Source organism: Rhodococcus sp. NKCM2511, from assembly GCF_014905595.1.
Taxonomy (GTDB): Bacteria; Actinomycetota; Actinomycetes; order Mycobacteriales; family Mycobacteriaceae; genus Rhodococcoides; species Rhodococcoides fascians.
Genome location: NZ_BNHJ02000001.1, coordinates 58,075 through 83,450, shown reverse-complemented (window position 1 = coordinate 83,450; position 25,376 = coordinate 58,075). Strand labels below are relative to the sequence as shown.

Genomic DNA, 25,376 nt, shown 5'->3' with positions numbered 1-25,376 from the left:
TCTCGATCAACGTGCAGTTCCTCGATGGTCACCAGCCGCCCTACGATCTCACCTACGACGACGTCTTCCTCGTCCCGAACCGGACCGATGTCACTTCTCGTTTCGACGTGGACCTCAGCACGGTCGACGGGTCGGGAACGACCATTCCGATCGTGGTGTCGAACATGACCGCAGTATCGGGTCGGCGGATGGCCGAGACCGTCGCACGACGCGGTGCCATTGCCGTCATTCCGCAGGACCTGCCCACCGAGGCCGTGGCCGAAACGGTCGCATTCGTCAAGAGCAGAGATCTCGTTGCCGACACACCGGTCGTTCTCGGCCCCAACGCCTCGGTCTCCGATGCGCTCGCCCTGGTGCACAAGCGCGCTCATGGATCCGTCGTGATCGTCGAGCACGGCAAGCCCGTCGGTGTCGTCACCGAGAGCGCCTGCGCGGACGTCGATCGCTTCGCTCGGCTCAGCTCGGTGGCCGCGACCGACTTCGTGCGGGTGGCCCGCAACGCCTCACCCAAAGAGGTCTTCGAGCTGATGGAGGCCGCCCACGCCCAGCTCGCGATCGTCGTCGAGGACGACGGTTCGTTGGCCGGTGTGGTGACGAACACCGGTGCCGTCCGCACCGGCATCTACGCCCCTGCCGTCGACGCGTCGGGACGGCTGCGGATCGCTGCCGCGGTCGGCATCAACGGCGACGTGGCGAAGAAGGCGACGGCACTGGTCGAGGCCGGTGCCGACGTCCTGGTGATGGATACCGCCCACGGGCACCAACAGAAGATGCTCGAAGCGTTGGCCGAAGTGCGTTCGCTCGATCTCGGCGTACCGCTCGCCGCCGGCAACGTCGTCTCCGCTCAGGGCACCCGTGACCTGGTGGCGGCGGGTGCGGACATAGTCAAGGTCGGTGTCGGCCCCGGGGCCATGTGCACCACTCGCATGATGACCGGCGTGGGTCGGCCGCAGTTCTCCGCCGTGGCCGACTGTTCGGCTGCCGCAGCCGAACTCGGTGCGTCGGTCTGGGCCGACGGCGGTGTTCGCCATCCTCGCGACGTCGCGCTCGCGCTCGCGGCCGGTGCCGCCAACGTCATGATCGGATCCTGGTTCGCGGGCACCTACGAATCTCCCGGAGACCTTCGCGTCGACGCGGCGGGCAACCGATACAAGGAAAGCTTCGGCATGGCGTCCAAGCGTGCCGTCGCGGCGCGCACTGCCACCGACGGGGCCTTCGACCGCGCCCGCAAGGCGTTGTTCGAGGAAGGGATTTCCAGTTCCCGGATGCGACTGGATCCGGATCGTCCCGGCGTCGAAGACCTCATCGATCACATCTGCGCAGGTGTGCGCAGCACATGCACCTATGCCGGGGCCCGTTCCCTGCCCGAATTGGCCGAACGAGCCGTCCTCGGAGTCCAGTCGGCCGCAGGATTTGCCGAAGGGCGCCCCCTGCCGTCCGGGTGGTAACGCACCGACACGGTTAGACTCACCCACTACGAGTTCGACGACGTTCGCTGTCGTTGCCCGCGCCGAGACGACAACGTCGACTCGGCGCGGATCGACGACGCGTCGGCCACCACCGGTGTGCCGCAACGCGAACCAGACAGAAGGGAATCAGGTGCCCGAGGCACCCACTATTTCGGTTGCCGGTTCGGCAACTGCGGAACAGCACGACGACGGTTCCACATCGGAGGGATCCTCTATCGAGCCGGGAGAGAAACCCGGCGACACCGATTTCGACAGGTCCCCGCAGACGAGCGGAGCGGTACTGCTCTCTCAACTTCGGCGGCGTTGACCTGTGGCCACTCTCGTCACCATCGTCAGCCTGATCGGCTTCGTGGCGCTGACGGCAGGTACTGCCCTCTTCGTCGCGGCAGAGTTCTCCCTCACTGCTCTCGAACGCAGTGCGGTCGAGTCTCAGGCCGAGAACGGCGACCTACGCTCGCGCCAAGTTCTGCATGCTCACAAGACGCTGTCTTTTCAGTTGTCGGGCGCGCAGCTGGGCATCACGATCACCACCCTCATCACCGGTTATCTCGCGGAGCCGGTGCTGGCAGGATTCATTCGGCCGGTGACCACCGCGCTCGGTGCCTCGGACTCTCTCGCGTCGGGCATCTCCCTCGCGGTGGCTCTGATCTTGGCCACGTCGTTCTCGATGATTTTCGGTGAACTGGTCCCCAAGAACATCGCCATCGCGAAACCGATGTCGACCGCGCGGGTCACAGCCGGAGCGATGGCCGGGTTCTCCCTGATCTTCAAATGGGCGATCAACGGACTCAACGGCTCGGCCAACTGGCTCGTGCGACGGCTCGGCATCGAACCGGCCGAGGAACTGCGTTCGGCAAGATCACCGCAGGAGCTCGGTTCACTGGTCCGAACGTCGGCCCAGCAGGGCTCGATCGACGAGAACACCGCACGTCTGGTCGACCGGTCGTTGCAGTTCGGCGACCGCACCGCCGAGGAACTGATGACTCCGCGGGTCAAGATCGAGACTCTCGCCACCGACGCGACCGTCGCCGACCTGATCGAAACCGCTGCGCGAACGGGCTTCTCTCGGTTCCCGGTGGTCGACGGCGACCTGGACGACACCGTCGGTGTCGTACACATCAAGCATGCGTTCACGGTGGCCGGAGCGGACCGCCGGTCCACCACTGTCGAGTCCCTGGCGCGCGACGTTCCGGTCGTTCCGTCGAGCCTGGACGGCGACGCTGTGATGGAACGCGTGCGAGCCGACGGAATGCAGGTGGCCCTCGTGGTGGACGAGTACGGCGGCACCGCAGGCATGGTGACGATGGAAGATCTGATCGAGGAGATCGTCGGCGACGTGCGCGACGAACACGACGAGCCGGAACTGGACGTCGCTCGTTCGGGCGACGGCTGGGACTGCGCGGGGCTGCTTCGCATCGACGAGGTTGCGTCGGCGACGGGCTATTCGGCCCCGGAAGGCGAATACGAAACCATCGGGGGCCTGGTACTGATGCAACTCGGCCGGATTCCATCAGAGGGAGACGCGGTGCTTCTACCGTCCCCGGCGACGGAGGACGTCCCCGACGGCGACGGCGGGTGGATGGCGCGCGTGATCCGCATGGACGGCCGCCGTATCGATCGTGTGCTGATCCTGCCGGTCGACGCCGAAGCAGTGGCGCGTCTGCGATCGGACGGTGAGGTCGATGGGTGACTTCCTCGGGGTAGGTCTGGCAGTTCTGCTGCTGGCCGGAAACGCCTTCTTCGTCGGTGCCGAGTTCGCACTGATCTCAGCTCGCCGTGATCGTCTCGAGGCATTGCTGGCGCAGGGCAAGAAGCGCGCGCAGAGCGTCATCGAGGCCGGTCAGAATCTGTCGCAGATGCTCGCCGCGGCACAACTCGGCATCACGATCTGCTCGATTCTGCTCGGCCGCGTCGCCGAGCCCGCGGTCGCGCACTTGATCGAGGTGCCCCTGGAGCTGGTCGGCATCCCCGGCTCGTTCCTGCACCCGATCGCCTTCGCCATCGCGCTGACACTCGTCGTCGTCCTGCACATCCTTGTCGGCGAGATGGTCCCGAAGAACATTGCCATCGCCGGCCCGGAGAGCACCGCCATGGTGCTCGTGCCCATCCACCTGATGTTCATCAAGGTGGCGTTGCCCCTGATCTCGTTCTACAACCTGTGCGCCAACCTGACGCTGCGCATGCTTCGCATCGAGCCCAAGGACGAACTGAGTTCGTCCGTCTCGGCGGTGGAGCTGTCGCAGATGATCGGCGAATCGCGCTCGGAGGGACTGATCGACGCCGAGGAACACCGCAGATTGCGCCAGGCTCTCGAGACCTCGGGCCGAACCGTGGCCGAGGTTCTGATTCCCTCGCATCAGGTTCGGAGTATCGAGCTGTCCGGGCCGGACCACACTTTCGGTCCGACCCTCGGTTCGGTGGAACGCGCAGTCATCGAAACCGGGTTCTCTCGGTACCCGGTGCGTGATGCGAGCGGTTCCCTGGTGGGCTATCTGCACCTGAAGGACGTGCTCGACGACATGGCCGACGATTCCGCCGGCCCGGAGACCGTCATTCCCCGCAGCGACGTCAGGGCCCTGCCCGTGGTGTCCATAGACACCGTGCTCGACGACGCGCTGACGAAGCTGCGGCGCGCCAGCAGCCACCTCGGTGCCGTGCACGATGCGACCGGTGCCACGGTCGGCATCGTCGCGCTGGAGGATCTGGTGGAGGAGTTCGTGGGCACGGTTCGAGACGGGACTCACCGTGTCGCCGGTCCCCGACCGGGTCAGTCAGCACCTACCGGTACCCCGTGGAACGTCTGAATGGGCGAATCGGCAACGCTGACCGAGGCGGAGTGGACTGCCCGGCGAGACGCGCACTCGGCGCGGGTGGAGAGTCTCGTCGGCAGCTATCTGGTCGATCGCGGACACGGCAATGTGCATCCGGTGGTGGATTTCTTGTTCACCTACTACAGCCACCGCCCGGGTCAGTTGCGGCGATGGAACCCCGGCCACGGCAGGGTTCTGACGGGCGATCGAGCGCGTGACTTCGCCGAGTTCGCCTCGTACGAGCAGGTCGAGACTGCGGATGGTCCAGGCTTCCGAGTGCGGTCGGATCTGCTCGAGCGACGCCGGCCCAGCATCGAGTTCGTTCTGGGTCTGCTGTCGGCGACGCGGGAGCGACCGCCCCTGCTCGGCTGCTTCGGTCTGCACGAATGGGCGATGGTCTACCGCGGCGGCGACTCGGCAGTCCGGCACAGCCAGGTCCCATTGCGACTCGGTCATGAGGGAACCGACGCCGTGGTCGACTCGATGACGTTGCGGTGCACTCATTACGACGCCTACCGCTTCTTCACCGAGGACGCGGTACCGCGTAACGCCCTCGCGTTGTCCCCCGAGTCGCGCCTGGGGTCCGAGCAGCCCGGTTGCATCCACGCGTCGATGGATCTGTACAAGTGGTGCTACAAATTGGGTCCGTTGATCGACTCGGAGTTCGTGACCGACTGTTTCGAGTTGGCGTTGGAGGCGCGAACGATCGACATGCGCGCAAGTCCGTACGACCTGAGCGAGTACCATCTCGATCCCATCCGAATCGAAACTGCGGCTGGACGGGCAGAGTACGTTCGCGCGCAGGGAGAGCTGTCGGAAAAGGCCGCTCCCCTACGCTCGGCACTGATGGATCGGTGTCGAAATCTGCTCACCGGCGGCGGGTTCGGCGTCGGACCTACCGCCGAGTAACATCGACAGCGTTGTCGTGGGGACACCGTCACCGGTGTCCGTGACCGGAAAGAGTGAGGAATTCATGACCGATCGTGTGCAGGCTGGTGGACTTCAGGTCGCCAAGGTCCTATTCGATTTCGTCGAGAAGGAGGCGCTGCCGGGTACCGACGTAGATTCGGAGGCCTTCTGGGCCGGTGCCGCGTCGGTGATCGCCGATCTCGCTCCCAAGAACAAAGCGTTGCTGGCCGTCCGCGACGAAATTCAGGGCAAGGTCGACGCGTGGCACGGCGAGCATGCCGGTGCCGATTACGACCGCGCAGCGTACAAGGCCTTCCTGAAAGAGATCGGCTACCTGCTCGACGAGCCCGCCGACTTCCAGATCACCACGTCCGGCGTGGACACCGAGATCACCACCACGGCCGGGCCGCAGCTCGTGGTTCCCGTGCTCAACGCACGCTTCGCGATCAATGCCTCCAACGCACGATGGGGCTCGCTCTACGACGCCCTCTACGGAACGGACGCCATCCCCGAGACCGACGGAGCCGAGAAGGGCACGAGCTACAACAAGGTCCGCGGAGACAAAGTCATTGCGTTCGCGCGTGACTTCCTCGACGAGGCATTGCCGCTGAGCTCCGGCTCGCACGTGGGGACCACCGGATACGTCGTCGACGCCGCCTCGCTGACGGTGACGTTGGCCGACGGCAGCACCGTCGGCCTGAAGGATCCGTCCCAGCTGTTGGGCTACCAGGGCACACCCGATGCGCCGACGGCCATCCTGTTCGTGCACAACGGTTTGCACTTCGAGATCCAGATCGACCCCGAGAGCCCGATCGGCAAGACGGACGGAGCGGGCGTCAAGGACGTGCTGCTCGAGTCGGCTGTCACCACGATCATGGACTTCGAGGATTCGGTCGCCGCAGTCGATGCCGACGACAAGGTTCTGGGCTACCGCAACTGGCTCGGTCTGATGAAGGGCGATCTCACCGAGGAGGTCTCCAAGGGCGGCAAGACGTTCACTCGCGCGATGAACAAGGACCGCACCTACACCTCGGTCGACGGTTCCGAGCTGACGCTGCACGGCCGTTCGCTGCTGTTCGTCCGCAACGTCGGCCACCTGATGACCTCCGACGCGATCCTCGACGCCGACGGCAACGAGGTTCCCGAGGGCATTCTCGATGCGCTGTTCACCTCGCTCGCCGGTCTGCACTCGTTGACTCCGGACAACGTGCTCTCGAACTCGCGTACGGGCTCGCTGTACATCGTCAAGCCGAAGATGCACGGACCGGACGAGGTCGCCTTCACCGCCGAACTGTTCGGCCGCGTCGAGCAGGTCCTCGGCCTGCCCACCAACACGCTCAAGGTCGGCATCATGGACGAGGAGCGCCGCACGACGGTCAACCTCAAGGCCTGCATCCAGGCCGCGTCCGAGCGGGTCGTGTTCATCAACACCGGCTTCCTCGACCGCACCGGCGACGAGATTCACACCTCGATGGAGGCAGGGCCCGTCGTTCGCAAGGGAGCGATGAAGGGCGAGAAGTGGATTGCCGCCTACGAGGACTTCAATGTCGACACCGGGCTGGCGGCCGGCCTGCAGGGCAAGGCGCAGATCGGCAAGGGCATGTGGGCCATGCCCGATCTGATGCACGACATGCTCGAGCAGAAGATCGGCCATCCCAAGGCCGGTGCCAACACTGCATGGGTTCCCTCCCCCACTGCAGCGACCCTGCACGCCTTGCACTATCACAAGGTCGACGTGTTCGCCCGTCAGCACGAGATCGCACAAGCCAAGCGCGCCACCGTCGACGAGATCCTCGAGATCCCTCTCGCGCCGTCCACCGACTGGACGGACGAGGAGAAGCAGAACGAACTCGACAACAATTCGCAGTCCATCCTCGGTTACGTCGTGCGCTGGATCGACCACGGTGTCGGATGCTCCAAGGTGCCCGACATCAACGACATCGCTCTCATGGAAGACCGTGCGACGCTGCGCATTTCGAGCCAGTTCATTGCGAACTGGTTGCGGCACGGCATCGTCACCGAGGAGCAGGTGCGCGAATCGCTGAAGCGAATGGCACCGGTGGTCGACCGGCAGAACGCGTCCGATCCGACGTACAAGCCGTTGGCACCCGATTTCGACACCAACATCGCCTTCCAGGCTGCGAGTGATCTGATCTTCCAGGGCACGAGCCAGCCCAACGGATACACCGAGCCGATCCTGCATCGCCGCCGACGGGAGTACAAGGCCGTCAACGCCTGACGGACTTGTCGACCACGTGGGTGAACACCGGAACTCAGGGCGCGGACGTTCCATAGCCGCCGGGCCCGTGATCGTCGTACTGACGATCGCGGTCCTGGTGGCGGCCGTGTTCGGATGGTTTGCGCTGCGTGATCGAATTTCGGATCAGGGGATCGAGGCAGCCGACACCTGCGTGGAGGGACCGGCCGTCCTCACCGTGGCGGCCGACCCCGACATCTCCGCCGCGATCGAACAGCTGGCAACACGATTCGACGCGACCGCCCCGGTGATTCGCGATCACTGTGTGACCGTAGAGGTTCGAGCCATCGCGTCCGATGCGGTGCTGGCGGCACTGAACTCCGGCGCCGACAACTGGGATGTCGGTGCGCTCGGCGCTCGTCCGGGTCTGTGGATACCCCAGTCCTCGGCAGACGTCGAGGCCGTCGTAGACCGTGGAGCCATCGACGGTACGCCGCGGCCCGTCGCATCGAGTCCGATCGTCCTCGCTGCACCGGGCGCGGTGGCCGACGCCGTCGTCGCTGCAGGCTCGAACTGGGCAGATCTCATACGACTGCAACGCGACCCGCAGGCTCTCGGACTCCCCGAGTGGGGTGGGCTTCGACTCGCCGTGCCGTCCGGCTCCGACACCGGCGCGAGCACTCTTGCGGTCGCGGCCATCGCGGCAGGCGTAGGCGGTGACCCGACCACCGCACTCACCGTCGATGAGGCCTCCTCGACGCAATTGGTGTCGGCGATGTCGGAGTTGGCGGTGACCGATACCGGCGCTGCCGCAACCTCGGCCTCCACCACGTACGACGCCCTCGCGGCGCTCGAGAATGCTGCCGGCCCCGACGCCGCCGTCCACGCGGTCCCGGTCACCGAACAGCAACTCGCGTCGACCGACTCCTCGACGCTGACCGCCGTTCGACCACAGGGTGCAACGCCTGTCGCCGATCATCCGGCGGTCGTGCTCTCCGGGGACGAGACCTCCACCCGAGCAGCCGCGGCATTCGTCGATTTCGTTCGTCAGCCCGACGGTACGCAGACACTCCTGGACGCGGGATTCACCGTGGACGAGGCCCAGGACGCGGGCATCGTCGCCCCACCATCGGGGCCGGTTGCCGACGCTCTGCTCGCTGTGCTTCGCAATCCGGTTCTGCCCCGCCGTGCCACTGTTCTACTCGACGTGTCCGAGTCGATGCGTACCACCGAAGGCGGTGCGACGCGGCTGCAGAACACCGTTCGCGCACTGAGCGAGCAGTTCCGACGAGTCCCCGACGCCACCGAACTCGGTCTGCGGAGTTTCAGCGAAGACCTGAACAACTCGCTGCCCTTCCGGGTGGATGTCCCGACCGGACCGATGACAGTTCCCGTCGGGACCACTCCGAGGCGCTCCGCCCTCGATGCGACCGCTGCGGCGTTGACGCCGGCAACCGGCTCGTTCACGTACGCGTCCGTCCTCGTCGCGTATCTCGACGCCGTGGCCGGTTACGTCCCCGGCCGCGTCAATTCGGTCGTGCTGATCACGGACGGCCCGGACGACTCACCCTTGTCGGCGGACGAGCTACTCACCGAACTGACATCGGCGTCCGATCCGGCGCGGCCGGTTGCGGTGAACATCGTGCGCATCGGCGACGACAGCCCTGCCCCCGTGTTCACCGACATCGCAGCTCGCACCGGCGGCACCGTGGACACGGTCCCGACATCGGATTCCCCAGACCTCCTCGATCGACTCGGAAAGTTGCTGTACTAGAACATGTCTCGTGTACTTTTTGTCGGCGTCTTCCTACTCCTCGTCACGCTCTTCCTGCACTGGCGGTTTCTCTCCGTAACGAGGGCACCGGCACGTGTCGGACGCCCTGCAGATCTGTTGCTGATACTTCTGTGGTTGTGCGCGGTGGTCGGCTTCGGCAGCGGCGTCGAGTTCGATCCGTCCTGGGCCCGTGGCCCGGCTTTCCTCGGCCTGACCTGGTTGGCGGTGGTGTTGTATCTGTTCCTCGGCACGGTCCTCGTTGCTCTGATCTGCACCGTCGTGCGGGTGATGTTCGCACTGTCGCATCGTGATTCGACTGCTGTTCGGCTGCGCATATCGCGGGTCGGCTCCGTCGTCGTGGCTCTCGTCAGCGTCGTCGCAGTGGGGTACGGCCTCGTCGAAGCCGCCTCGCCTCGTGTCACACGCACCCAGGTTGCGCTCGACCGGTTGCCGGCCGAATTCGACGGTCTGCGAGTGGCATTGGTGTCCGATATTCACGCCGGACCGTCTCGCGGTGCGGGCTTCGTGCGCACGGTCGTGGATTCGGTCAACGCGCAGCAGCCTGATGTCGTGCTGCTCGACGGCGATCTCATCGACGGGACAGTGGAATTGGTCGGAGAAGACCTCGAGCCGCTGCGCGACCTCGAAGCCCCTCTCGGGGTCTTCGCTGTCAGCGGCAACCACGAGTTCTACGCGGGCGACGGCGGAGAGTGGCTGGACTTCTGGTCGACCCTCGATATCAAGGTGTTGCGCAACGAGCGCAGGACGATCACCCGTGATGGCGCTGCCATCGATATCGCCGGCATCAACGACGCCACTGCCCCGGAACCGTACGAACCGAATCTCGGCGCTGCGCTCGACGGCATCGACCCGGATCGCTTCGTGCTGTTGATGGCTCATCAGCCCAAGCAGGCTGTGGAGGCCTCCGAGCTGGGCGTGGACATGCAGGTGTCCGGACACACTCACGGCGGGCAGATCTGGCCGATCCGCTATCTGGTGCCGCTCCAGCAGCCCAGTGTCGAGGGGCTGGACACGATCGGTGACACCACGCTCTACACCACCCGCGGTGCAGGCGCGTGGGGTCCGCCGGTGCGCGTGGCAGCCCCGCCCGAGATCGCGATGCTCGAACTCACACGGGGCTGACCATCCGCCCGTCCATCGGGCGAACAGCAGGTCAGGCGAACGCCTCGATCGGCGGGCAGGAACACACCAGGTTGCGGTCACCGTGCGCGCCGTCGATCCGCCGGACCGCGGGCCACACCTTCGGTCGGTCGTAGCCTGCCGGGTACGCCGCGAGTTCCCGCGAGTACGGGTGGTCCCAATCGGCGACGAGGCATTGCGCCGTGTGCGGAGCGCCGCGCAGCGGGTTGTCCTCTGCAGTCCACTCTCCGGAGCCGACGCGGTCGATTTCCCTGCGGATGGAGATCATCGCGTCGCAGAATGCGTCGATCTCCTCCAGATTCTCGCTCTCGGTCGGCTCGACCATCAAGGTCCCCGGAACCGGGAAGCTCATCGTCGGCGCGTGGAAGCCGTAGTCCGCCAGTCTCTTCGCGACGTCGTCGACGGTGACGCCGGTGTCCTTGGTCAGGCCTCGCAGATCGAGGATGCACTCGTGCGCCACCATGCCGTTGTCGCCGGTGTAGAGCACGGGGAAGTACTCGTCGAGGCGGCGCGCGATGTAGTTGGCCGACGCGATGGCGGTCAAGGTCGCCCGGCGCAGCCCCTGCGCACCCATCATCGCGATGTATGCCCACGTGATCGTCAGGATCGACGCGCTTCCGTACGGTGCGCCCGCAACGGTCGGGCCGTCGCCCAGTTGCGGTGCCAGCGGGTGGCCGGGCAGGTACGGCTGCAGATGCGAACGGACGCCGATCGGTCCGACTCCGGGACCGCCACCGCCGTGCGGGATGCAGAAGGTCTTGTGCAGGTTCAGGTGACTGACGTCTCCGCCGAAACGACCCGGCCGAGCCAACCCGACCAGAGCGTTGAGGTTGGCACCGTCGACGTACACCTGTCCACCCGCGTCGTGCACCGCGGCACAGATATCGGATATCTCGTGCTCGTACACACCGTGGGTGGAGGGGTAGGTGATCATGATGGCGGCGAGGGTGTCGGCGTGCTCGGCGATCTTGGCCCGCAGGTTGTCGACGTCGACGTCTCCGTTCGGTCGGCACGCCACCACGACGACGCGCATCCCGACCATCACCGCGGAGGCGGCGTTGGTGCCGTGTGCGCTCGACGGGATCAAGCAGACCGTGCGATCGGTGTCGCCGTTGGCCTGGTGGTATCGGCGGATCGCGAGCAGTCCCGCGTACTCGCCCTGGCTTCCTGCATTCGGCTGCAGGCTGACCGCGTCGTAGCCGGTGATGTCGACGAGCCATTGTTCGAGGTCGGCGATCACCCGAAGTAGTCCGGGAACGTCGGTCGACGGCGCGAACGGGTGTTGGCGCGCGAACTGAGGCCAGGTGATCGACTCCATTTCAGCGGTCGCGTTCAACTTCATCGTGCACGATCCCAGCGGGATCATGCTGCGGTCGAGGGCGATGTCCTTGTCCGACAGCGCCCGAAGGTAGCGCAGCATGGCTGTCTCGGTGCGGTAGCGCGTGAAGGCGGGATGCGTCAGGTACTCGGACGTGCGGGCACAATCGGCCGGGACGGACTCGGCTCCCGGGCCGGCGGGCTCGGCACCGAATGCAGCGAGCACATCGACGATGTGAGCCTCCGTGGTTGCCTCGTCACAGGCGATCGCGACGTGATCGTCGTCGACCGGTCGGAGGTTGATACCGCGTTGTTTGGCGGCATCGACGACGGTGTGGGCCGCGCCGGGGACCGCGGCGAGCACGGTATCGAAGAACTCGGCATGCACCACGTCGATGCCCGCAGCCTGCAACCCTGCTGCGACGGTTCGAGCACGGGTGTTGACGCGAAGTGCGATCGCGCGCAGCCCATCCGCGCCGTGGTAGCTGGCGTACATCGCGGCCACGATGGCCAACAGCACCTGGGCGGTGCAGATGTTGGAGGTCGCCTTCTCACGGCGAATGTGCTGCTCGCGCGTCTGCAGGGCCAAGCGGTAGGCCCGATGTCCGTCTGCATCGACGGACACTCCGACCAACCGCCCGGGCAGCTGGCGCGAGTGCCCGGAGCGCACTGCGAGATAACCGGCATGCGGACCGCCGTACCCCATCGGAACCCCGAAGCGCTGGGTGGTTCCGAAGCAGACGTCGGCACCGATTTCGCCGGGCGCGGTCACCAGGGTGGCGGCCAGCAGATCGACCCCGACTGCAACCAGCGCACCGCGCTCGTGTGCAGCCTCGATCGTGGCGGTGTGGTCCACCAGACGGCCTGACGCTCCCGGCAGCTGCGCCAGCACTCCGAAGAAGTCGCCTTCGGGCAGGCCGTCGGCGAGGTCGGCGTACACCAGCTCGATCCCGAGCGGTTCGGCGCGCGTAGCGAGGACGGCTTTGGTCTGCGGGAAAATATCCGAATCGACGACGAGGCGGGGTGACTTCGAGCCTCGGTTGGCGCGACGCATGAGCGTCATGGATTCGGCTGCGGCAGTGGACTCGTCGAGCATGGAGGCATTCGCGACATCCATACCGGTCAGATCCGAGACCATCGTCTGAAAGTTGAGCAGTGCCTCGAGTCGGCCTTGACTGATCTCGGGCTGATAGGGGGTGTAGGCGGTGTACCAGGCCGGATTCTCCAGGATGCCGCGCGTGAGCACCGGAGGCGTCAGGGTGTCGTAGTAGCCCAGGCCGATCATCGAGGTGGCCACCGTGTTGCGGCCGGCGAGATCGGCCAGCGCGGCCAGCGCATCATGCTCGCTCAGAGCAGGCGGCAATGTCGCCAGGCCATCGGGAACCCCGTCGACGACGGTATCGAGAATGGACTCGGGAACAGCCTTGCGGGCCAGCTCGTCGAGGCTGTCGACACCGATTGCATCGAGGATGCGGGCCAGTTCGGTGGTGTCGGGGCCGATGTGTCTGTCGACGAAAGCCGATGCGGTCGAAGTCATTCGGTCGGTCACGGTCTACTCCCAGGGGTCCCAAGACGAGGCGTCGGACGGCCGGGGCATACGCGCCGACCGCTCCTCCCCCTCTGTCGTGTGCTCGCTGACGCGTGCGCCTGAGAGATTCGGTAGAACACGGCGCGCTGACGTGCGCGCACCGGCACCTTTCCCCTTGGGCGGGTGGGTGCTCCCACCACTTTCCAGAGTTGTCGAAGCCCACACGGTCCGTGTGCCTGAGAGATTGACGGGGAGGTATTGCTCCTTCGGCGTCCGAGACTGGATGCCTCGGAACTCTCCCGCGCAGGCGCGACGGGTAGAAGTCTAGCCGGTCTTACGACTCGCGCGATTCTTGCGGCGGGACGCCAGTTCGTCTTCGGGGCTCGGCTGGCTCTCTCCGCCGTCTGCTCGCTCGGCCGGGAAGTCGGCGATGGTGCCGGTGAGCTCGCGCATCGCGCCGTTGACGGCGATACCGAAGACGCCCTGCCCGCCCTGCAGCAGGTCGACTACTTCCTCGGCCGACGTGCACTCGTAGACGGTGGTGCCGTCGGAGAACAGGGTGATGTTGGCGAGATCGCCGACGCCACGCTGGCGCAGGTGATCCACGGCGACGCGGATGTTCTGCAACGAAATTCCGGTGTCGAGTAGGCGCTTGACGATCTTGAGAACCAGCATGTCCTTGAACGAGTACAGCCGCTGGCTGCCCGAACCTGCTGCGCCTCGGATGGACGGTACGACCAGGCCCGTACGCGCCCAGTAGTCGAGTTGCCGATAGGTGATGCCGGCAATCTGGCACGCGCTGGGTACGCGGTATCCGACGAGTTCGTCGGGCACCGAATCGTCGGGGAACAGGCCGGGTTGAATGTCCTGCGACTGTGCGACAGGGCGATTCGACGCCTCGTCGGGGGTCTCGACCCGAGCATCGGCTGCGGACGCGTCCTCTGTCCGGCTTGCGGCGTCGGATTCTCGACTGCCGTGATGCTGCTGCGGCTGATCTCCCACTGACTGCTCCCTCTCGGATGTCTCACTGCGTTCGGATCCAGTCAGTACTGGGATCCGTCCGAAGCGCGCCTGAACGCCTCGGTGTACTCGCGTGAAGTCATACCGTGTACCAGGGCCAGACTACGCCTCGGCGGCAACCGAAGAGGCGTGAACTGCGTCGGTCCGGCCTGCGCCGGCGATGAACTTCACTGGCACGAACGTTATGGGGGCGATCGACCAGATTCAACGCAACGCGCCGTAAACCTGAACCTAAAGTTGAGGTTGAGACTATTCCGTTACCCGTCGGTGGCCTTGAAGTCGTCCGGCGACACCGATTCGAGGAATTCCTTGAACTTCTCCACCTCGTCCTCCCGCTCGTCCGGCATCAGCAGGCCGGCCTCGGCGAGCACAGGCTCCTCCGCATAGATCGGGACTCCGGCACGGAGCGCGATGGCAACCGAATCCGACGGCCTCGCCGACACGCGGATGTCCTTGTCGAATACGAGATCGGCGTAGAAGGTGCCTTCCTGGAGGTCCACGATGCGCACCTCCTTGAGCTCGTGCCCCAACGCAGAGATCAGGTTCTTCACCAGATCGTGCGTCAGCGGCCGAGCCGGCTGCACACCTTGCTGCTCCAAAGCTATTGCGGCAGCTTCGGTTTGGCCGATCCAAATCGGGAGGTACCTATCTCCGTCGGATTCACGCAGCAGCAACACGGGCTGGTTCTGCGGCTGTTCGACACGAATACCGACCACACGCATTTCACTCATCGTGTCCACCTCACACCTCGAGAAATCTTCGCTGGTCGTCGCTGGTCCAGCTCACCAGAACCGAGTCTATTGGAATCCGAACCGGCGCGAGCGAACCTCACCGGTCGAGCGCACCACGCACCGCTGCTTTGACCAGACACGTATGCAAGGTCAACGACAGAGCTGCCAATTCCCGGATCATCTCTTCGGCACGATCACGTGCACCGGCATCGCGCCCCTTGGCGACCGGCCCGGCGATCTGAGCGACGAGACCCGCTTCGCGGTCCGCCGCGAGCTTGAACGCACGGAGGTGACGAACCTCGAGCCCGAACTGCAACATCGCGTGCGCGGTACGAGCGAGCGTGACGGCACCGTCGTCGTAGAACCCGGCCTGCCCGGGAGTGATCAGACCGCTGCGCAGCAACTCGGTCAGGAAGGCGTCGTCGATGCCGGCCTGAGCCAGTAGATCTGCCTTGCTGATGCGGACCTCGCGATCGGGCAGGAACTCCTCCGGCGAGACTTCACCGGCCGCGATCGTCAACGACCGTGGGCGCTTGACCGAGGCGTCTGCTCTCTCGACGGTTGCAACGCCGTGGTCGATCGCTTCGAGTTGTTCCTTGATCACCTTCAGCGGCAGGTACTGATCACGCTGAGCGGTGAGCACGAACCGCAGCCGTTCGCAGTCCGCGATCGAGAAACGCCGATAGCCCGACGGAGTGCGCTCCGGAGAGATCAGACCCTCGGCTTCGAGGAATCTGATCTTCGAGATAGTCACGTCGGGAAAGTCGGGCCGGAGTCGATCGAGGACGGAGCCAATCGACATCCCCCCGCTGGACTGCTGCCCGACGGCGGTCACTGGCTTCCTGCACCCGCAGACGACTCGCCGACTGCAGATCCATTGCCGCCACGCGGCCCGGTGAGGAAGACCAGACGGAACTTGCCGATCTGCACCTCGTCACCGTTGGCGAGCACGGCGGAGTCGACCGGCTCACGGTTGACGTAGGTGCCGTTGAGGCTGCCCACGTCGACGACCTGGAAGTCGTCCTCGTCCTGGCGGAACTCTGCATGTCGACGGCTCACGGTGACGTCGTCGAGGAAGATGTCGCTGTCGGGGTGACGACCGGCCGACGTGGTCGGCTGGTCGAGCAGGAATCGGGATCCGGCGTTGGGACCACGCTTGACGACGAGCAGGGCAGCTCCGACAGGCAAGCCCTCGACACCCGATACCGGAGCTTCGGTGCTCTGGGCGGTAGCGGAGTTGTCCAGCTCCTGGAGGAAATCGGCGCGGAAGACCGAGGTGGTCTCGGCCGGCGACTCCCCGTAGTTGCTGTCGTTGTCGTTCTGGCTCACCGTTACTCCTTCTCAGTCCGTTGACCCGGGCAACGATCACCTCGGGTAACGCAGTACATGGTCTTCACTTCTGGTTCTGCTGGCGTTCGGTGGTGCGTTTCGGTTCCTCGGTGCGTGGCGGACCACTCACCATGCGCGACCTTCGCCCCGACAGGCTGTTCGCTCGGTGTCGACCGTACCCTGCGCGCCGAGGACCTGTGGTCGGTTGGCCGGTGTGTACGGCCCTTCGTCACTCAGCTGTGATGAGAGCATATCCGGCGGCATCGAGCATCGGTGCCAGCGCCGCGTCCAATGCCTCCGAGGATGCGACCTCGAGCTCGATCAGCCACCCGCCGGTGTACGGTCCGGAGTTCACCTTCTCGGGTTCGGAATCCAGATCTTCGTTCACGGCAACGACTTTGGCCGTGAGAGGACTGAACACGTCGGACACGCTCTTGGTCGATTCCACTTCACCGAGAGACTCGCCCGCGGTGACGCTGTCACCGATCGCCGGAAGCTGAACGAACACGACGTCGCCCAACTGAGTCTGGGCGTAATCGGTGATACCGATTCGAACCGTCGCAGGCCCCGTCCGCTGCACCCACTCGTGCTCGGGGGTGTAAAGCAGATCAGCTGGTGTGTCGATGTCGCTCAACGCGGCATTCCCTTCCATCGTGCCCGGGGCGAGCGGGCGATCAGTTTCCGGGCTGAGCGTATTGACGTGGGCGCGGATCCCGCAAGGCGGAGACCGTGACCTGGTCCGATCGCTCGACTCGCGAGCTCGCCCCGTTGCGGGCGACCGTGTCGATCACCCCTCCCGGAATGTTCAGTGCAGCTTCCAGAGTCGCCGGATCTCCGATGGCAGTGAAGGTGTAGGGAGCGCGTAGTTCTCGGCCGTCCACCACGACTCGGCCGGCCGGTCCGGCCATCCACGAATCCACACCGATGCGGACGGCGACCCCACCACCGTTGATCTGCAACGCCTCGGCACCGGCGGCCCGCAGCTCCTGCAACGCGTCGAGCAGAACCTCTGCTCCGACGCCGGCGTCGGTGTCGTCGATCGTCAACGTGACGCCGGGTCCTCGGGCCGCCACGGTGCCGATCTGAATGGACAACGCGGACAATCTTTCCTGGGCTTCCGCCACCGCGGCGTCCGACCCGGAACCGGACTGCCGGAGGGTGGCGAGCGTGCCTTGAAGCGCGCTGATCTCGTCGCGGATCGACGCCTCGCGTCGCGTCAGGGAGTCCAACACCACCAAAAGGTCCTCGGGCCGCGAGTTCTCCAGATTGCCCGACGTGCTCGTTTCCCGCACCTGTGTCGCGATTCCGATTCCGAGGGCACACATCAACACGAGAGCGAGAATGCCGAACCACGTGCGCTGTCCACGTCGGGTGCGCCGACCGTGCCGTCCGGGGCCTGCGTTCATCGGTCAGGCACCGAAAAGCCGTCGGCGCAACGCAGCGGCGTTGCCGAAGATACGTATTCCGAGCACGACGACGATGGCGGTGGACAGTTGCGTTCCGACTCCGAGCTGATCGCCGAGCCACACGATGAGCGCCGCGACGAGGACGTTGAAGACGAAGGACACGACGAACACCTTGGCGTCGAAAATGCCGTCGAGAAAGGCGCGCACGCCGCCGAACACTGCATCGATAGCGGCCACGACGGCGATCGGCAGGTATGGGGCGACGACTGCTGGAACTCGAGGCCCGGCGACGAGACCGATCACGACTCCGACGACGAGCGCGACCAATGCTGCGAGCGCGAATCCGGCGCGGCCGGTGGCGGCGGGCTCGGTGCCGCCGGGCACCTCGGGACCGGGGCTGCCGGAGTCGGATGCCTCGACGTCCGGGACGTCACTCGCCGTCATCGTGGGGCCACCTCCTTCGCCTCGAACGACTCCCTGGCGACGGCCGGCCCGAACTCGAGATCGGTGGCAGGCCGTACCGAGAAACCGACACCGTAGAGCTGAGCGACCGTGCTCATGCGCAGGTACGCGTCGCTGACGGCGAACTGCACCTGAATGCGCTGCGGTGGACCGATCGCATCGATGTCGTAGGGCGAGGTGATCGGGCGATTGTCGAGCAGCATCGCGCCGCCTGCCTGTCTGATCGTCACGTTCGGCCCGACTCGATTGCCGTCGACGGACACCGCTTCGGCGCCGCTGGCCCACAGGGAGTTGACGACGGCAGCGATGTCGCGGTCGAGAACGGTTGCGCCGGAACCGGTACGGACCGATCTGTTGGATGCACCGCCTGCGGCAGGTTCTGTCACGACGACCGACAAGCCGGGACCGGTCACCGAGTCGATACCGGCCGCCGACTCGACCGCATCGAGACGGTCCAGGAGCTCGCTCCCGGCAGCATCGGACTGGAGCGCGCGATCACGCTCGGTCGATACCTGGGCTGCGAGTTCGTCCCTCGTGACGTCCAGTTCGGCCTCACGCTCCTGGGCAGCACGCACTGCAGCAGAGGCGTCGGCACTGGCCCGGTCGATCTCCGCCGCGTCGGAGGCCAGCTGCGACATCGCGACCCCGAAGACCACTCCGACAGCGACGGCACCGGTGATCAGCCAGAGGACAGGCGGCACCCTAGGGGTACGCACGTGGTGCGCCGACCGTTCGACGGCAGCGGCTGCGTAACCCGGATCGAGGTGATCCGTCAACAGCGATGTGAGCAGTGACGGAGTCGGGTTCCTCTTCGGTCGTGCTGGTGGCTGCACCGTCACCTGCCCGGTGCGGAGGTGGGCGCGATCGCTCGCGCGACGGCCACTGCCTTGCCGAGGTACAACGCACCGGTCCACGTGTACAGCACCGTCCCCCAGATCAGGAGCGCGTAACCGAGCGGCCCAGCGGCGTCGGCCACGGAACCGGTGCCCACGGAGACCAACAGCACCGGCAGCGCGATCATGACCACGAACGTGGCTGCCTTCCCGAGATAGATCACGTCCGGAGGCGGGAGGGAGCGACGTCGGTAGACGAACATGGTCAGGCCGAGAACCGCGTCTCGCCCGATCAGGATGGCAGCGACCCACCACGGGATGATGCCGCGCACCACGAATGCGACCAGCGTGCTGACGACGTACAAGCGATCGACGAGCGGGTCGAGAATCGCCCCCAGCCGCGACGACTGCCCGAGCAAACGCGCGAGTTTTCCGTCGAGCCAGTCGGTGCCGCCGCTGACGAGCAGAATGACCAGCGCCCAGCCGTCTGCCTGGGGGCCGAGAAGAAGAAACAAGAACAGCGGAACGCCGGCGAGTCGCACGGCACTGAGCAGGTTGGGAACAGTTGCGATCCGATCCGTTACCTCGAGTTCGCTCTTGTCCGTCACCGCTCACCTCCTGTCGCCTCGGGCGTCGTGGCAGCCGGCGCGAGCGCACCGGCGGTTCGAGGCCACGTTAGCGCCACGCGAACACCGGCTGCTCGAAGTCCGCGACCCGGGTGTGTCGACCGCGAAAGACCACTTCACGAAACTGGTGCACGATGGCACCCGTGGGAGCATGGATGGCACCGGTTCGGAACGGCCACCGAATCACGGGTCGGGGCGACTCGGGGATTGTGACGAATTCCGCATCGACATCGAGTTCGGCCTCGGTCACCTCGAACACTTCGGCCACCTCGTCGGCACTGGGCTGCAGCGACGACGAATACTCGCCCACCCACACCACGAACGGTGTGATGACGTAACCCGAACGGGTGACGTAATCGTCGAGGCGCCCGAGTACCTCCCCCGGGTCGGTACGAATGCCCAACTCTTCCTGGAGTTCACGCAGGCAGGCCTGTGCCGGGGTTTCGCCCGGATCGACTCCGCCACCAGGTAGCGCGTACTGACCCGGGTGAGCGCGCAATCGGCTCGGCCGTCTGGTCAACAGCAGGCGATGGTCTCCGCGCTCCCCGCCGACCGCCAGAGCAACAGCTGCGTGGCGCAGACCGTCGGCATCTGCTGTCCGAAACTCGAAGTGGCCGAGTGCGCGCTCCATCGAGTCGCGGCCGAGGCAGTCGCTCGACTCGTCGCTACGCGCCATGAGTACCCACCGATTCGATTGCCGTCACGCGGAATCCGCGAGACGCGCGGCCGGAGGAAGGAGTTCGTCGGCGGACGCGGGCCAGGCCAGTGCGTGCTCGGCCAACCCGGCGAGTTGCTCCACTTGTGTTCGACACCAGGGCGATACATCGATTCGGTCTGCGAGCACGTCGGCCGAAAATTCGGACCAGGACACCCATCGCGTTTCGTCGACCTCGTCAGGATCCGGGTCGAGTGTCGCGTCGTCGCCGACCGTCACTCGGTAGACGGGGCAGATCTCGTTCTCGACTATCCCGTTGTCCATCACAGCGCGGTACCGAAAATGCGGCAGCACCAGTTCCGCGGACCGGGCCTGCAGACCCAGCTCCTCGCCGATGCGCCGGAGCACTGCCGACTCCAGGTCCTCGCCGGGTGCTGGATGTCCACAACAACTGTTCGTCAACACGCCGGGCCATGTCGTCTTGCTCGACGCCCGTCGCGTGAGCAACACGGCACCGTCCTCACGCACCACGTAGCTGGAGAACGCCAGGTGCAGCGGGGTCTGTTCGGTGTGCACCGTGGTCTTGTCCTGAGTGCCGACGGCGCGGCCTTCGTCGTCGAGCAGCACCACGTGCTGCGCAGGGGATCGATCCATCGTTCCATGCTCCCACGGACGGACGGCCGGTCTAGTGTCGAACCATGGGACAGGACGACAAGGACAAGACAGACGGCGGCACCTCGACCGAACACGACACGGCGGACTCCCCCAAGGGCGGCCGCCCCGGACCGGTGGACGGCGGAGGCGGCGGTGGGATGGCGACACGAGAGAACGCCCCGGAGATCGCCGACGATCAGGAGTGATATTTCCCGGTGCCGTCGCTGTTTGAATCACAGAGATTGCGTCAATACCCCCGATGTTCCCGCGCTGCGCGAGAGCACGAACCTCCATCAACGGAAGGACCTCGATGAGCATCAACGACGACGACATCACCACCTCAGGCGGATCTGCAGGCGAAGGACCCGCTGACGGCGGATCCAATCCCGGCGGACACGACGGCGGAGCCGACGGCCCGGCCGGAGCAGGCGAAGGACCCGCTGACGGCGGATCGAATCCTGACGGACACGACGGCGGAGCCGACGGCCCAGCGGGTGGAGAAGGCCCGGCCGACGGCGGATCCAACCCCGGCGGACACGACGGCGGTGCGGACGGTTCCGCTTGATCATCGAGTCGAACGACGAGCGCGGACCGGGCAACCGGTCCGCGCTTCGTCGTCTCACCGGAATCGACGCCGCCACTTTCGCGGAGCGTCACTGGGGCACAGCACCCAAGTTCACCCGATCTGCCGAACTGTCCGGATCGTTCGAGGATCTGATGACGGTCGACGCGGTCGACGAGTTGATCGCCGAGCGCGGCGTACGCACCCCGTTCGTGCGGATGGCCAAGGACGGCCGCCTGCTGGAGAAGAACAAGTTCACGGGGTCCGGAGGGTTCGGCGCCGAGATCACCGACCAGGTCGATTCCGCGGCGGTTCTGTCGGCCTTCGCGGCCGGCAACACTCTGGTGCTGCAGGGCCTGCATCGCCTGTGGCCGCCCTTGATTGCTTTCACCGGCGAGCTCGTTCGCGAGCTCGGCCACCCGGTACAGGTCAATTCCTACGTCACTCCGGCTGCGTCCCAAGGCTTTTCGCCGCATTACGATGTTCACGACGTGTTCGTCGTGCAGATCGCCGGTAGTAAGCGGTGGACGATTCACTCGCCGGTGCATCGCCATCCACTGAACAATCAGCCGTGGTCGGACCGACGAGCAGCAGTGGAACGTCACGCCGACGACTCCCCGGAGTTGGACATCGTGCTCGAGCCCGGTGACGTTCTGTATCTCCCGCGCGGCTGGATCCATTCGGCGCAGGCCCTGGGCGAGACGACGGTGCATCTGACGATAGGCGTCGCGGCGTTCAACGATTACGACATCGCCCATCACACCCTCGGTGCTCTTCAGGACGTCGAGGGACTGCGCGCACCGTTGCCGGCCGGATGGGACCCGACCGACTCCGAGTCCGTTCTCCCCCACGTACGCCGCGTGCTCGGCAACATGCGCCGAGCACTCGACGAGTTGGATCGAGATCCCGAGGCGCTGCATCGGATCACCGAGCGTATTGCGAGTCGGTACGACGAGCTGGTTCGACCCGAACCGGTGCGCCCCGTTCGCAGTGTTGCCCAGATGGGCGCACTGCGGGGTCAGGACTCGATTCGGCTCAGGGCCGGGGTGATCGCGCGAGTGGTGCGAACCCCCGAGTCCGCGGCTGTCGTGCTGCGCGACAAAACCGTGTCGATGCCGCCTCAGTGCGCCGATGCCCTCGAATTGTTGCTCGAAGGATCGCCGTGCCGGTTGGATTCTCTGCCCGGCCTCGACACCGACGATGCTGTCGTGGTCGGTCGCAGGCTCGTGCGCGAAGGCATCGCAGTCACCGCCATCGAGTGATGGTGACCCCGACCATCAGGTGATGGTCACGCCGCCGTCCACTGCGATGGTCTGGCCCGTCACGTATCCGCCCGCGTCGGAGGCGAGCCAGACCGCGGTGGCGGCCAGTTCTTCGGGGTCACCCTTGCGTCCGAGGATCATTCGGGGAGCCAATGCCTCGAGGTATCCCGGCTGGTAGGAATCGGTCATCTCGCTCTCGAAGAAACCAGGCGCAATAGCGTTGACGCGGATGCCTTTTCGAGCGCCCCACTGTTGCGCGAGGTCACGAGTGAGACCGACGATGGCCGCCTTGCTGGCACTGTAGGCAGCCTGAGGCAGACCGGCGGTGGTGAGCCCCAGAATGCTGGATATGTTCACGATCGAGCTTCCGGGCTGCATCACCCGTCCACACGCCTGAGCGGCCCAGTAGGAGCCGTTCAGGTTGATGTCGATGACAGAGCGGAACTGCTCGGGAGTCTCACGGGTGGCGGGGTACGCCGTGCCGACGCCGGCGTTGTTGATCAGCACGTCCACCTTGCCGAACTCGGCGACGGCGGCCTCGACCATGGCCGTGCACTGGTCGGGATCGACCACATCGGTTGCCACGCTCAGCGAACGCCCACCGACGCTGTCGATCAGTGCGGCAGTCTGAGCCAACTTGTCGACGCGACGGGCGGCCAGCACCACGTCGGCTCCGGCCTCGGCCGCCGCTTTCGCGAAAGACACTCCCAAACCGGACGATGCGCCCGTGACGATGACGACGCGGCCGTCGAGGCGGAATTTGTCCAAGATCGACATGTTCTGAAATCTCCTTGTATCGGGTGTCTCGTGCTCAGAACCAGGCGGGTGACATATCGAGGGTCGTGCGATCGAGTAGCGCCAGCAGATCGAGCTGTGCATCGACCTTCGGTAGCTCGTAGACGAAGAAGTACCGTGCAGCAGAGCGCTTTCCGTCGTAGAAGTCTCCGATTCGGTCTCCCACGGCAAGCAGCTGCTCGAGCCACATCCACGCGATGACCGTGTGGCCCATTGCCTCGAGGTAGGCCGTGGAATTCGCCAACGCCACGGCGGCGTCACCGGTACCCCAGACTGCGGCGGTGACCTCGACGATCCTCGAGAACCTGTTGTTCAGCTCAGTGCCGTACTGCTCGGCCGCTCCCCCGTGAGTCGATGCTCGCGTCACGGTCTCGGCGATTCGCTCGGAGAGCAGCGCCAACCCGGCACCGTTCTGCATGACGACCTTGCGGCCGAGTAGGTCCAAGCCCTGAATGCCGTGTGTACCTTCGTGAATGGGGTTGAGCCGGTTGTCGCGGTAGTGCTGTTCCACGTCGTAGTCGCGGGTGTAGCCGTAACCCCCGTGCACCTGAATGGCAAGACTGTTGGCCTCGAGACACCACTGCGAGGGCCAACTCTTGGCGATCGGTGTCAGTACGTCGAGCAACAGTGTCGATCGAGCTGCGTCGGCGGCGTCCGATGCCGAATCCTGGTGGTCCACCAAACGCGAGCAGTAGAGCCCGAGGGCCAATGCCCCCTCGACATACGACTTCTGCGCCAACAACATTCGGCGCACGTCGGCGTGCTCGATCAATGCGACCGGAGGCGCGGCCGGATCCTTGGCTCCCAGTGGCCGTCCCTGGGTTCGCGTCTTCGCGTACTCGACGGACTTCAGGTAGCCGACGTAGCCGAGTGCGATCGCCAGGAATCCGACGCCGATCCGGGCCTCGTTCATCATGTGGAACATGTACGACAGACCACGGTTCTCCTCCGCGACGAGATAGCCGACTGCCCCGGCTTTCCCACCGGGAGAATGGGTTCCGTCGCCGAACGCGAGCAGGGTGTTGGTGGTACCGCGGTTGCCCATCTTGTGATTGAGCCCGGTCAGCACGATGTCGTTACGTTCGGCGATGCCGCCCTCACCGTTCGGCAGGAACTTGGGAACGATGAACAGCGAGATCCCTTTGACGCCGGGAGGTCCACCCGGCGTCTTCGCCAGAACCAGGTGCACGATGTTCTCGGTCAGTTCGTGATCTCCACCGGAGATCCACATCTTGGTTCCGGTGAGCCGGTAGCTGCCGTCGTCCTGCGGCACAGCCTTCGTGGTGATGTCCGCCAGCGACGACCCGGCCTGCGGTTCGGACAAGCACATGGTGCCGAACCAACGCCCGTCGATCATGGGCCGCACGTAGTCGCGCACCTGCTCCGGAGTGCCGTAGGTGGCGATCAGATTGGCGTTGGCCATCGTCAGGAACGGATACGAGGACGTTCCAGCATTTGCAGCCTGGAAGAACGCCATCGCAGCACGAGAGACGGTGGCGGGCAACTGCATACCGCCGATCGATTCGTCGAACTGCCCGGCGATCAACCCCGCGGCGCGGTACACGTCGAGAGCGGCCTTGACCTCGGGGATCAGCTCCACCGAACCGTCCCTGTTCATGGTGGGCTCGTGTGCATCGGCCTTCTTGTTGTGCGGGGCGAAATGCTTGTGGGCGATGTCTGCGCTCAGGTCCAGTACCGCATCGAACGTTTCGCGCGAGTGTTCCGCAAAACGTGGCCGCTCCGTCAACGCAACCACATCGAGCCATTCGTACAACAGAAAATCCAGGTCGCGGCGTGAGAGAACGTCCGACATTTCGCTGCTCCGATCGAGAGGGGTGACGCGTGAGCCGACGGCGTGAGCTCTACGAGGGAGCGG

General features: G+C 65.5%; 24 protein-coding genes and 1 riboswitch. Of the genes, 10 read left to right on the top strand and 14 right to left on the bottom strand.

The features are described 5' to 3' along the window. Nucleotides 1-11 precede the first annotated feature (11 nt). The 7 genes from JLZ96_RS00360 (at nucleotide 12) to JLZ96_RS00330 (ending at nucleotide 10,302) form a co-directional block, all read left to right on the top strand. Complete coding sequence (locus tag JLZ96_RS00360) at nucleotides 12-1,448, top strand: GuaB1 family IMP dehydrogenase-related protein (RefSeq protein WP_027497156.1); 1,437 nt, start codon at nucleotides 12-14, stop codon at nucleotides 1,446-1,448. Between the two features lie 331 nt (nucleotides 1,449-1,779). Beyond that, nucleotides 1,780-3,159: a hemolysin family protein gene (locus JLZ96_RS00355; RefSeq protein WP_027497158.1), complete on the top strand. Its 1,380-nt coding sequence runs from the start codon at nucleotides 1,780-1,782 to the stop codon at nucleotides 3,157-3,159. Beyond that, a complete protein-coding gene (locus tag JLZ96_RS00350) occupies nucleotides 3,152-4,273 on the top strand; it encodes a hemolysin family protein (protein ID WP_201009324.1) in 1,122 nt (373 codons plus the stop codon). Before JLZ96_RS00355 ends, JLZ96_RS00350 begins: the two co-directional genes overlap by 8 nt. Then, the gene (locus tag JLZ96_RS00345; protein ID WP_201009323.1) at nucleotides 4,274-5,188 is read left to right on the top strand and encodes a 3-methyladenine DNA glycosylase; all 915 of its coding nucleotides are present in this window, start codon (nucleotides 4,274-4,276) and stop codon (nucleotides 5,186-5,188) included. Nucleotides 5,189-5,252: 64 nt separating this feature from the next. Further along, complete coding sequence (locus tag JLZ96_RS00340; protein ID WP_201009322.1) at nucleotides 5,253-7,427, top strand: malate synthase G; 2,175 nt, start codon at nucleotides 5,253-5,255, stop codon at nucleotides 7,425-7,427. Nucleotides 7,428-7,494: 67 nt separating this feature from the next. Then, nucleotides 7,495-9,159 carry a substrate-binding domain-containing protein gene (locus JLZ96_RS00335; RefSeq protein WP_236253796.1) on the top strand — a complete coding sequence of 555 codons (1,665 nt, stop codon included), beginning with the start codon at nucleotides 7,495-7,497 and terminating at the stop codon, nucleotides 9,157-9,159. A gap of 3 nt (nucleotides 9,160-9,162) precedes the next feature. Then, on the top strand, nucleotides 9,163-10,302 hold the full coding sequence (locus tag JLZ96_RS00330) for a metallophosphoesterase (RefSeq protein ID WP_201009321.1): 1,140 nt from the start codon (nucleotides 9,163-9,165) through the stop codon (nucleotides 10,300-10,302). A 31-nt stretch (nucleotides 10,303-10,333) separates the two neighbouring features. On the opposite strand, the gene gcvP is transcribed toward JLZ96_RS00330, so the two are convergent. The 12 genes from gcvP to idi all read right to left on the bottom strand — a co-directional run bounded on the left by gcvP (nucleotide 10,334) and on the right by idi (nucleotide 20,881). After that, on the bottom strand, nucleotides 10,334-13,174 hold the full coding sequence (gene gcvP / locus JLZ96_RS00325; RefSeq protein WP_201010615.1) for an aminomethyl-transferring glycine dehydrogenase: 2,841 nt from the start codon (nucleotides 13,172-13,174) through the stop codon (nucleotides 10,334-10,336). Nucleotides 13,175-13,379: 205 nt separating this feature from the next. Next, nucleotides 13,380-13,477: riboswitch (glycine riboswitch) on the bottom strand. Nucleotides 13,478-13,489: 12 nt separating this feature from the next. Then, nucleotides 13,490-14,029 (bottom strand): MerR family transcriptional regulator, encoded by a 540-nt coding sequence (locus JLZ96_RS00320; RefSeq protein ID WP_157226114.1) that lies wholly within the window; start codon nucleotides 14,027-14,029, stop codon nucleotides 13,490-13,492. A gap of 413 nt (nucleotides 14,030-14,442) precedes the next feature. Then, complete coding sequence (locus JLZ96_RS00315) at nucleotides 14,443-14,916, bottom strand: bifunctional nuclease family protein (RefSeq protein ID WP_027497166.1); 474 nt, start codon at nucleotides 14,914-14,916, stop codon at nucleotides 14,443-14,445. A 97-nt stretch (nucleotides 14,917-15,013) separates the two neighbouring features. Beyond that, entirely contained in the window at nucleotides 15,014-15,751 is a 738-nt protein-coding gene (locus tag JLZ96_RS00310; protein ID WP_027497167.1) for a MerR family transcriptional regulator, read from the bottom strand. Beyond that, nucleotides 15,748-16,245 (bottom strand): glycogen accumulation regulator GarA, encoded by a 498-nt coding sequence (gene garA / locus JLZ96_RS00305; RefSeq protein WP_027497168.1) that lies wholly within the window; start codon nucleotides 16,243-16,245, stop codon nucleotides 15,748-15,750. Before garA ends, JLZ96_RS00310 begins: the two co-directional genes overlap by 4 nt. Before the next feature lie 229 nt (nucleotides 16,246-16,474). Continuing rightward, nucleotides 16,475-16,879 (bottom strand): glycine cleavage system protein GcvH, encoded by a 405-nt coding sequence (gene gcvH / locus JLZ96_RS00300; protein ID WP_027497169.1) that lies wholly within the window; start codon nucleotides 16,877-16,879, stop codon nucleotides 16,475-16,477. Nucleotides 16,880-16,919: 40 nt separating this feature from the next. Beyond that, nucleotides 16,920-17,651: a DUF881 domain-containing protein gene (locus tag JLZ96_RS00295; protein WP_063216679.1), complete on the bottom strand. Its 732-nt coding sequence runs from the start codon at nucleotides 17,649-17,651 to the stop codon at nucleotides 16,920-16,922. A 3-nt stretch (nucleotides 17,652-17,654) separates the two neighbouring features. After that, entirely contained in the window at nucleotides 17,655-17,978 is a 324-nt protein-coding gene (locus JLZ96_RS00290) for a small basic family protein (RefSeq protein ID WP_205912519.1), read from the bottom strand. Between the two features lie 113 nt (nucleotides 17,979-18,091). Further along, on the bottom strand, nucleotides 18,092-18,889 hold the full coding sequence (locus JLZ96_RS00285; protein ID WP_230592984.1) for a DUF881 domain-containing protein: 798 nt from the start codon (nucleotides 18,887-18,889) through the stop codon (nucleotides 18,092-18,094). 59 nt (nucleotides 18,890-18,948) lie between these two features. After that, nucleotides 18,949-19,554 (bottom strand): CDP-alcohol phosphatidyltransferase family protein, encoded by a 606-nt coding sequence (locus tag JLZ96_RS00280; RefSeq protein ID WP_032366166.1) that lies wholly within the window; start codon nucleotides 19,552-19,554, stop codon nucleotides 18,949-18,951. A gap of 67 nt (nucleotides 19,555-19,621) precedes the next feature. Further along, nucleotides 19,622-20,248, bottom strand: coding sequence for a CoA pyrophosphatase (locus JLZ96_RS00275; protein ID WP_374758017.1), 627 nt, complete (start codon nucleotides 20,246-20,248; stop codon nucleotides 19,622-19,624). Nucleotides 20,249-20,272: 24 nt separating this feature from the next. Beyond that, nucleotides 20,273-20,881 (bottom strand): isopentenyl-diphosphate Delta-isomerase, encoded by a 609-nt coding sequence (gene idi, locus JLZ96_RS00270; protein ID WP_032366164.1) that lies wholly within the window; start codon nucleotides 20,879-20,881, stop codon nucleotides 20,273-20,275. Between the two features lie 44 nt (nucleotides 20,882-20,925). Between idi and JLZ96_RS00265 the strand changes: the two genes are divergently transcribed. The 3 genes from JLZ96_RS00265 to JLZ96_RS00255 all read left to right on the top strand — a co-directional run bounded on the left by JLZ96_RS00265 (nucleotide 20,926) and on the right by JLZ96_RS00255 (nucleotide 22,705). Further along, nucleotides 20,926-21,087, top strand: coding sequence for a hypothetical protein (locus tag JLZ96_RS00265; protein WP_167328012.1), 162 nt, complete (start codon nucleotides 20,926-20,928; stop codon nucleotides 21,085-21,087). A 104-nt stretch (nucleotides 21,088-21,191) separates the two neighbouring features. Continuing rightward, nucleotides 21,192-21,446 carry a hypothetical protein gene (locus JLZ96_RS00260; protein WP_027497175.1) on the top strand — a complete coding sequence of 85 codons (255 nt, stop codon included), beginning with the start codon at nucleotides 21,192-21,194 and terminating at the stop codon, nucleotides 21,444-21,446. Further along, nucleotides 21,443-22,705, top strand: a complete 1,263-nt coding sequence (locus JLZ96_RS00255; RefSeq protein ID WP_201009320.1) for a cupin domain-containing protein — start codon at nucleotides 21,443-21,445, stop codon at nucleotides 22,703-22,705. The genes JLZ96_RS00260 and JLZ96_RS00255 overlap by 4 nt, the downstream gene beginning before the upstream one ends. A gap of 15 nt (nucleotides 22,706-22,720) precedes the next feature. On the opposite strand, the gene JLZ96_RS00250 is transcribed toward JLZ96_RS00255, so the two are convergent. Both JLZ96_RS00250 and JLZ96_RS00245 read right to left on the bottom strand, forming a co-directional pair. Beyond that, entirely contained in the window at nucleotides 22,721-23,482 is a 762-nt protein-coding gene (locus tag JLZ96_RS00250; protein ID WP_027497177.1) for an SDR family NAD(P)-dependent oxidoreductase, read from the bottom strand. A gap of 34 nt (nucleotides 23,483-23,516) precedes the next feature. Beyond that, nucleotides 23,517-25,313 carry an acyl-CoA dehydrogenase gene (locus JLZ96_RS00245; RefSeq protein WP_032366162.1) on the bottom strand — a complete coding sequence of 599 codons (1,797 nt, stop codon included), beginning with the start codon at nucleotides 25,311-25,313 and terminating at the stop codon, nucleotides 23,517-23,519. Nucleotides 25,314-25,376: the final 63 nt, after the last annotated feature.

Bases quoted from the DNA above. Each gene is read 5' to 3' on its own strand.
- JLZ96_RS00350 (WP_201009324.1), top strand. From the start codon at position 3,152: ATGGGTGACTTCCTCGGGGTAGGTCTGGCAGTTCTGCTGCTGGCCGGA.
- JLZ96_RS00345 (WP_201009323.1), top strand. From the start codon at position 4,274: ATGGGCGAATCGGCAACGCTGACCGAGGCGGAGTGGACTGCCCGGCGA.
- JLZ96_RS00340 (WP_201009322.1), top strand. From the start codon at position 5,253: ATGACCGATCGTGTGCAGGCTGGTGGACTTCAGGTCGCCAAGGTCCTA.
- JLZ96_RS00330 (WP_201009321.1), top strand. From the start codon at position 9,163: ATGTCTCGTGTACTTTTTGTCGGCGTCTTCCTACTCCTCGTCACGCTC.
- gcvP (WP_201010615.1), bottom strand. From the start codon at position 13,174: ATGACTTCGACCGCATCGGCTTTCGTCGACAGACACATCGGCCCCGAC.
- JLZ96_RS00315 (WP_027497166.1), bottom strand. From the start codon at position 14,916: ATGAGTGAAATGCGTGTGGTCGGTATTCGTGTCGAACAGCCGCAGAAC.
- JLZ96_RS00295 (WP_063216679.1), bottom strand. From the start codon at position 17,651: ATGAACGCAGGCCCCGGACGGCACGGTCGGCGCACCCGACGTGGACAG.
- JLZ96_RS00275 (WP_374758017.1), bottom strand. From the start codon at position 20,248: ATGGCGCGTAGCGACGAGTCGAGCGACTGCCTCGGCCGCGACTCGATG.
- idi (WP_032366164.1), bottom strand. From the start codon at position 20,881: ATGGATCGATCCCCTGCGCAGCACGTGGTGCTGCTCGACGACGAAGGC.
- JLZ96_RS00265 (WP_167328012.1), top strand. From the start codon at position 20,926: ATGGGACAGGACGACAAGGACAAGACAGACGGCGGCACCTCGACCGAA.
- JLZ96_RS00260 (WP_027497175.1), top strand. From the start codon at position 21,192: ATGAGCATCAACGACGACGACATCACCACCTCAGGCGGATCTGCAGGC.
- JLZ96_RS00250 (WP_027497177.1), bottom strand. From the start codon at position 23,482: ATGTCGATCTTGGACAAATTCCGCCTCGACGGCCGCGTCGTCATCGTC.
- JLZ96_RS00245 (WP_032366162.1), bottom strand. From the start codon at position 25,313: ATGTCGGACGTTCTCTCACGCCGCGACCTGGATTTTCTGTTGTACGAA.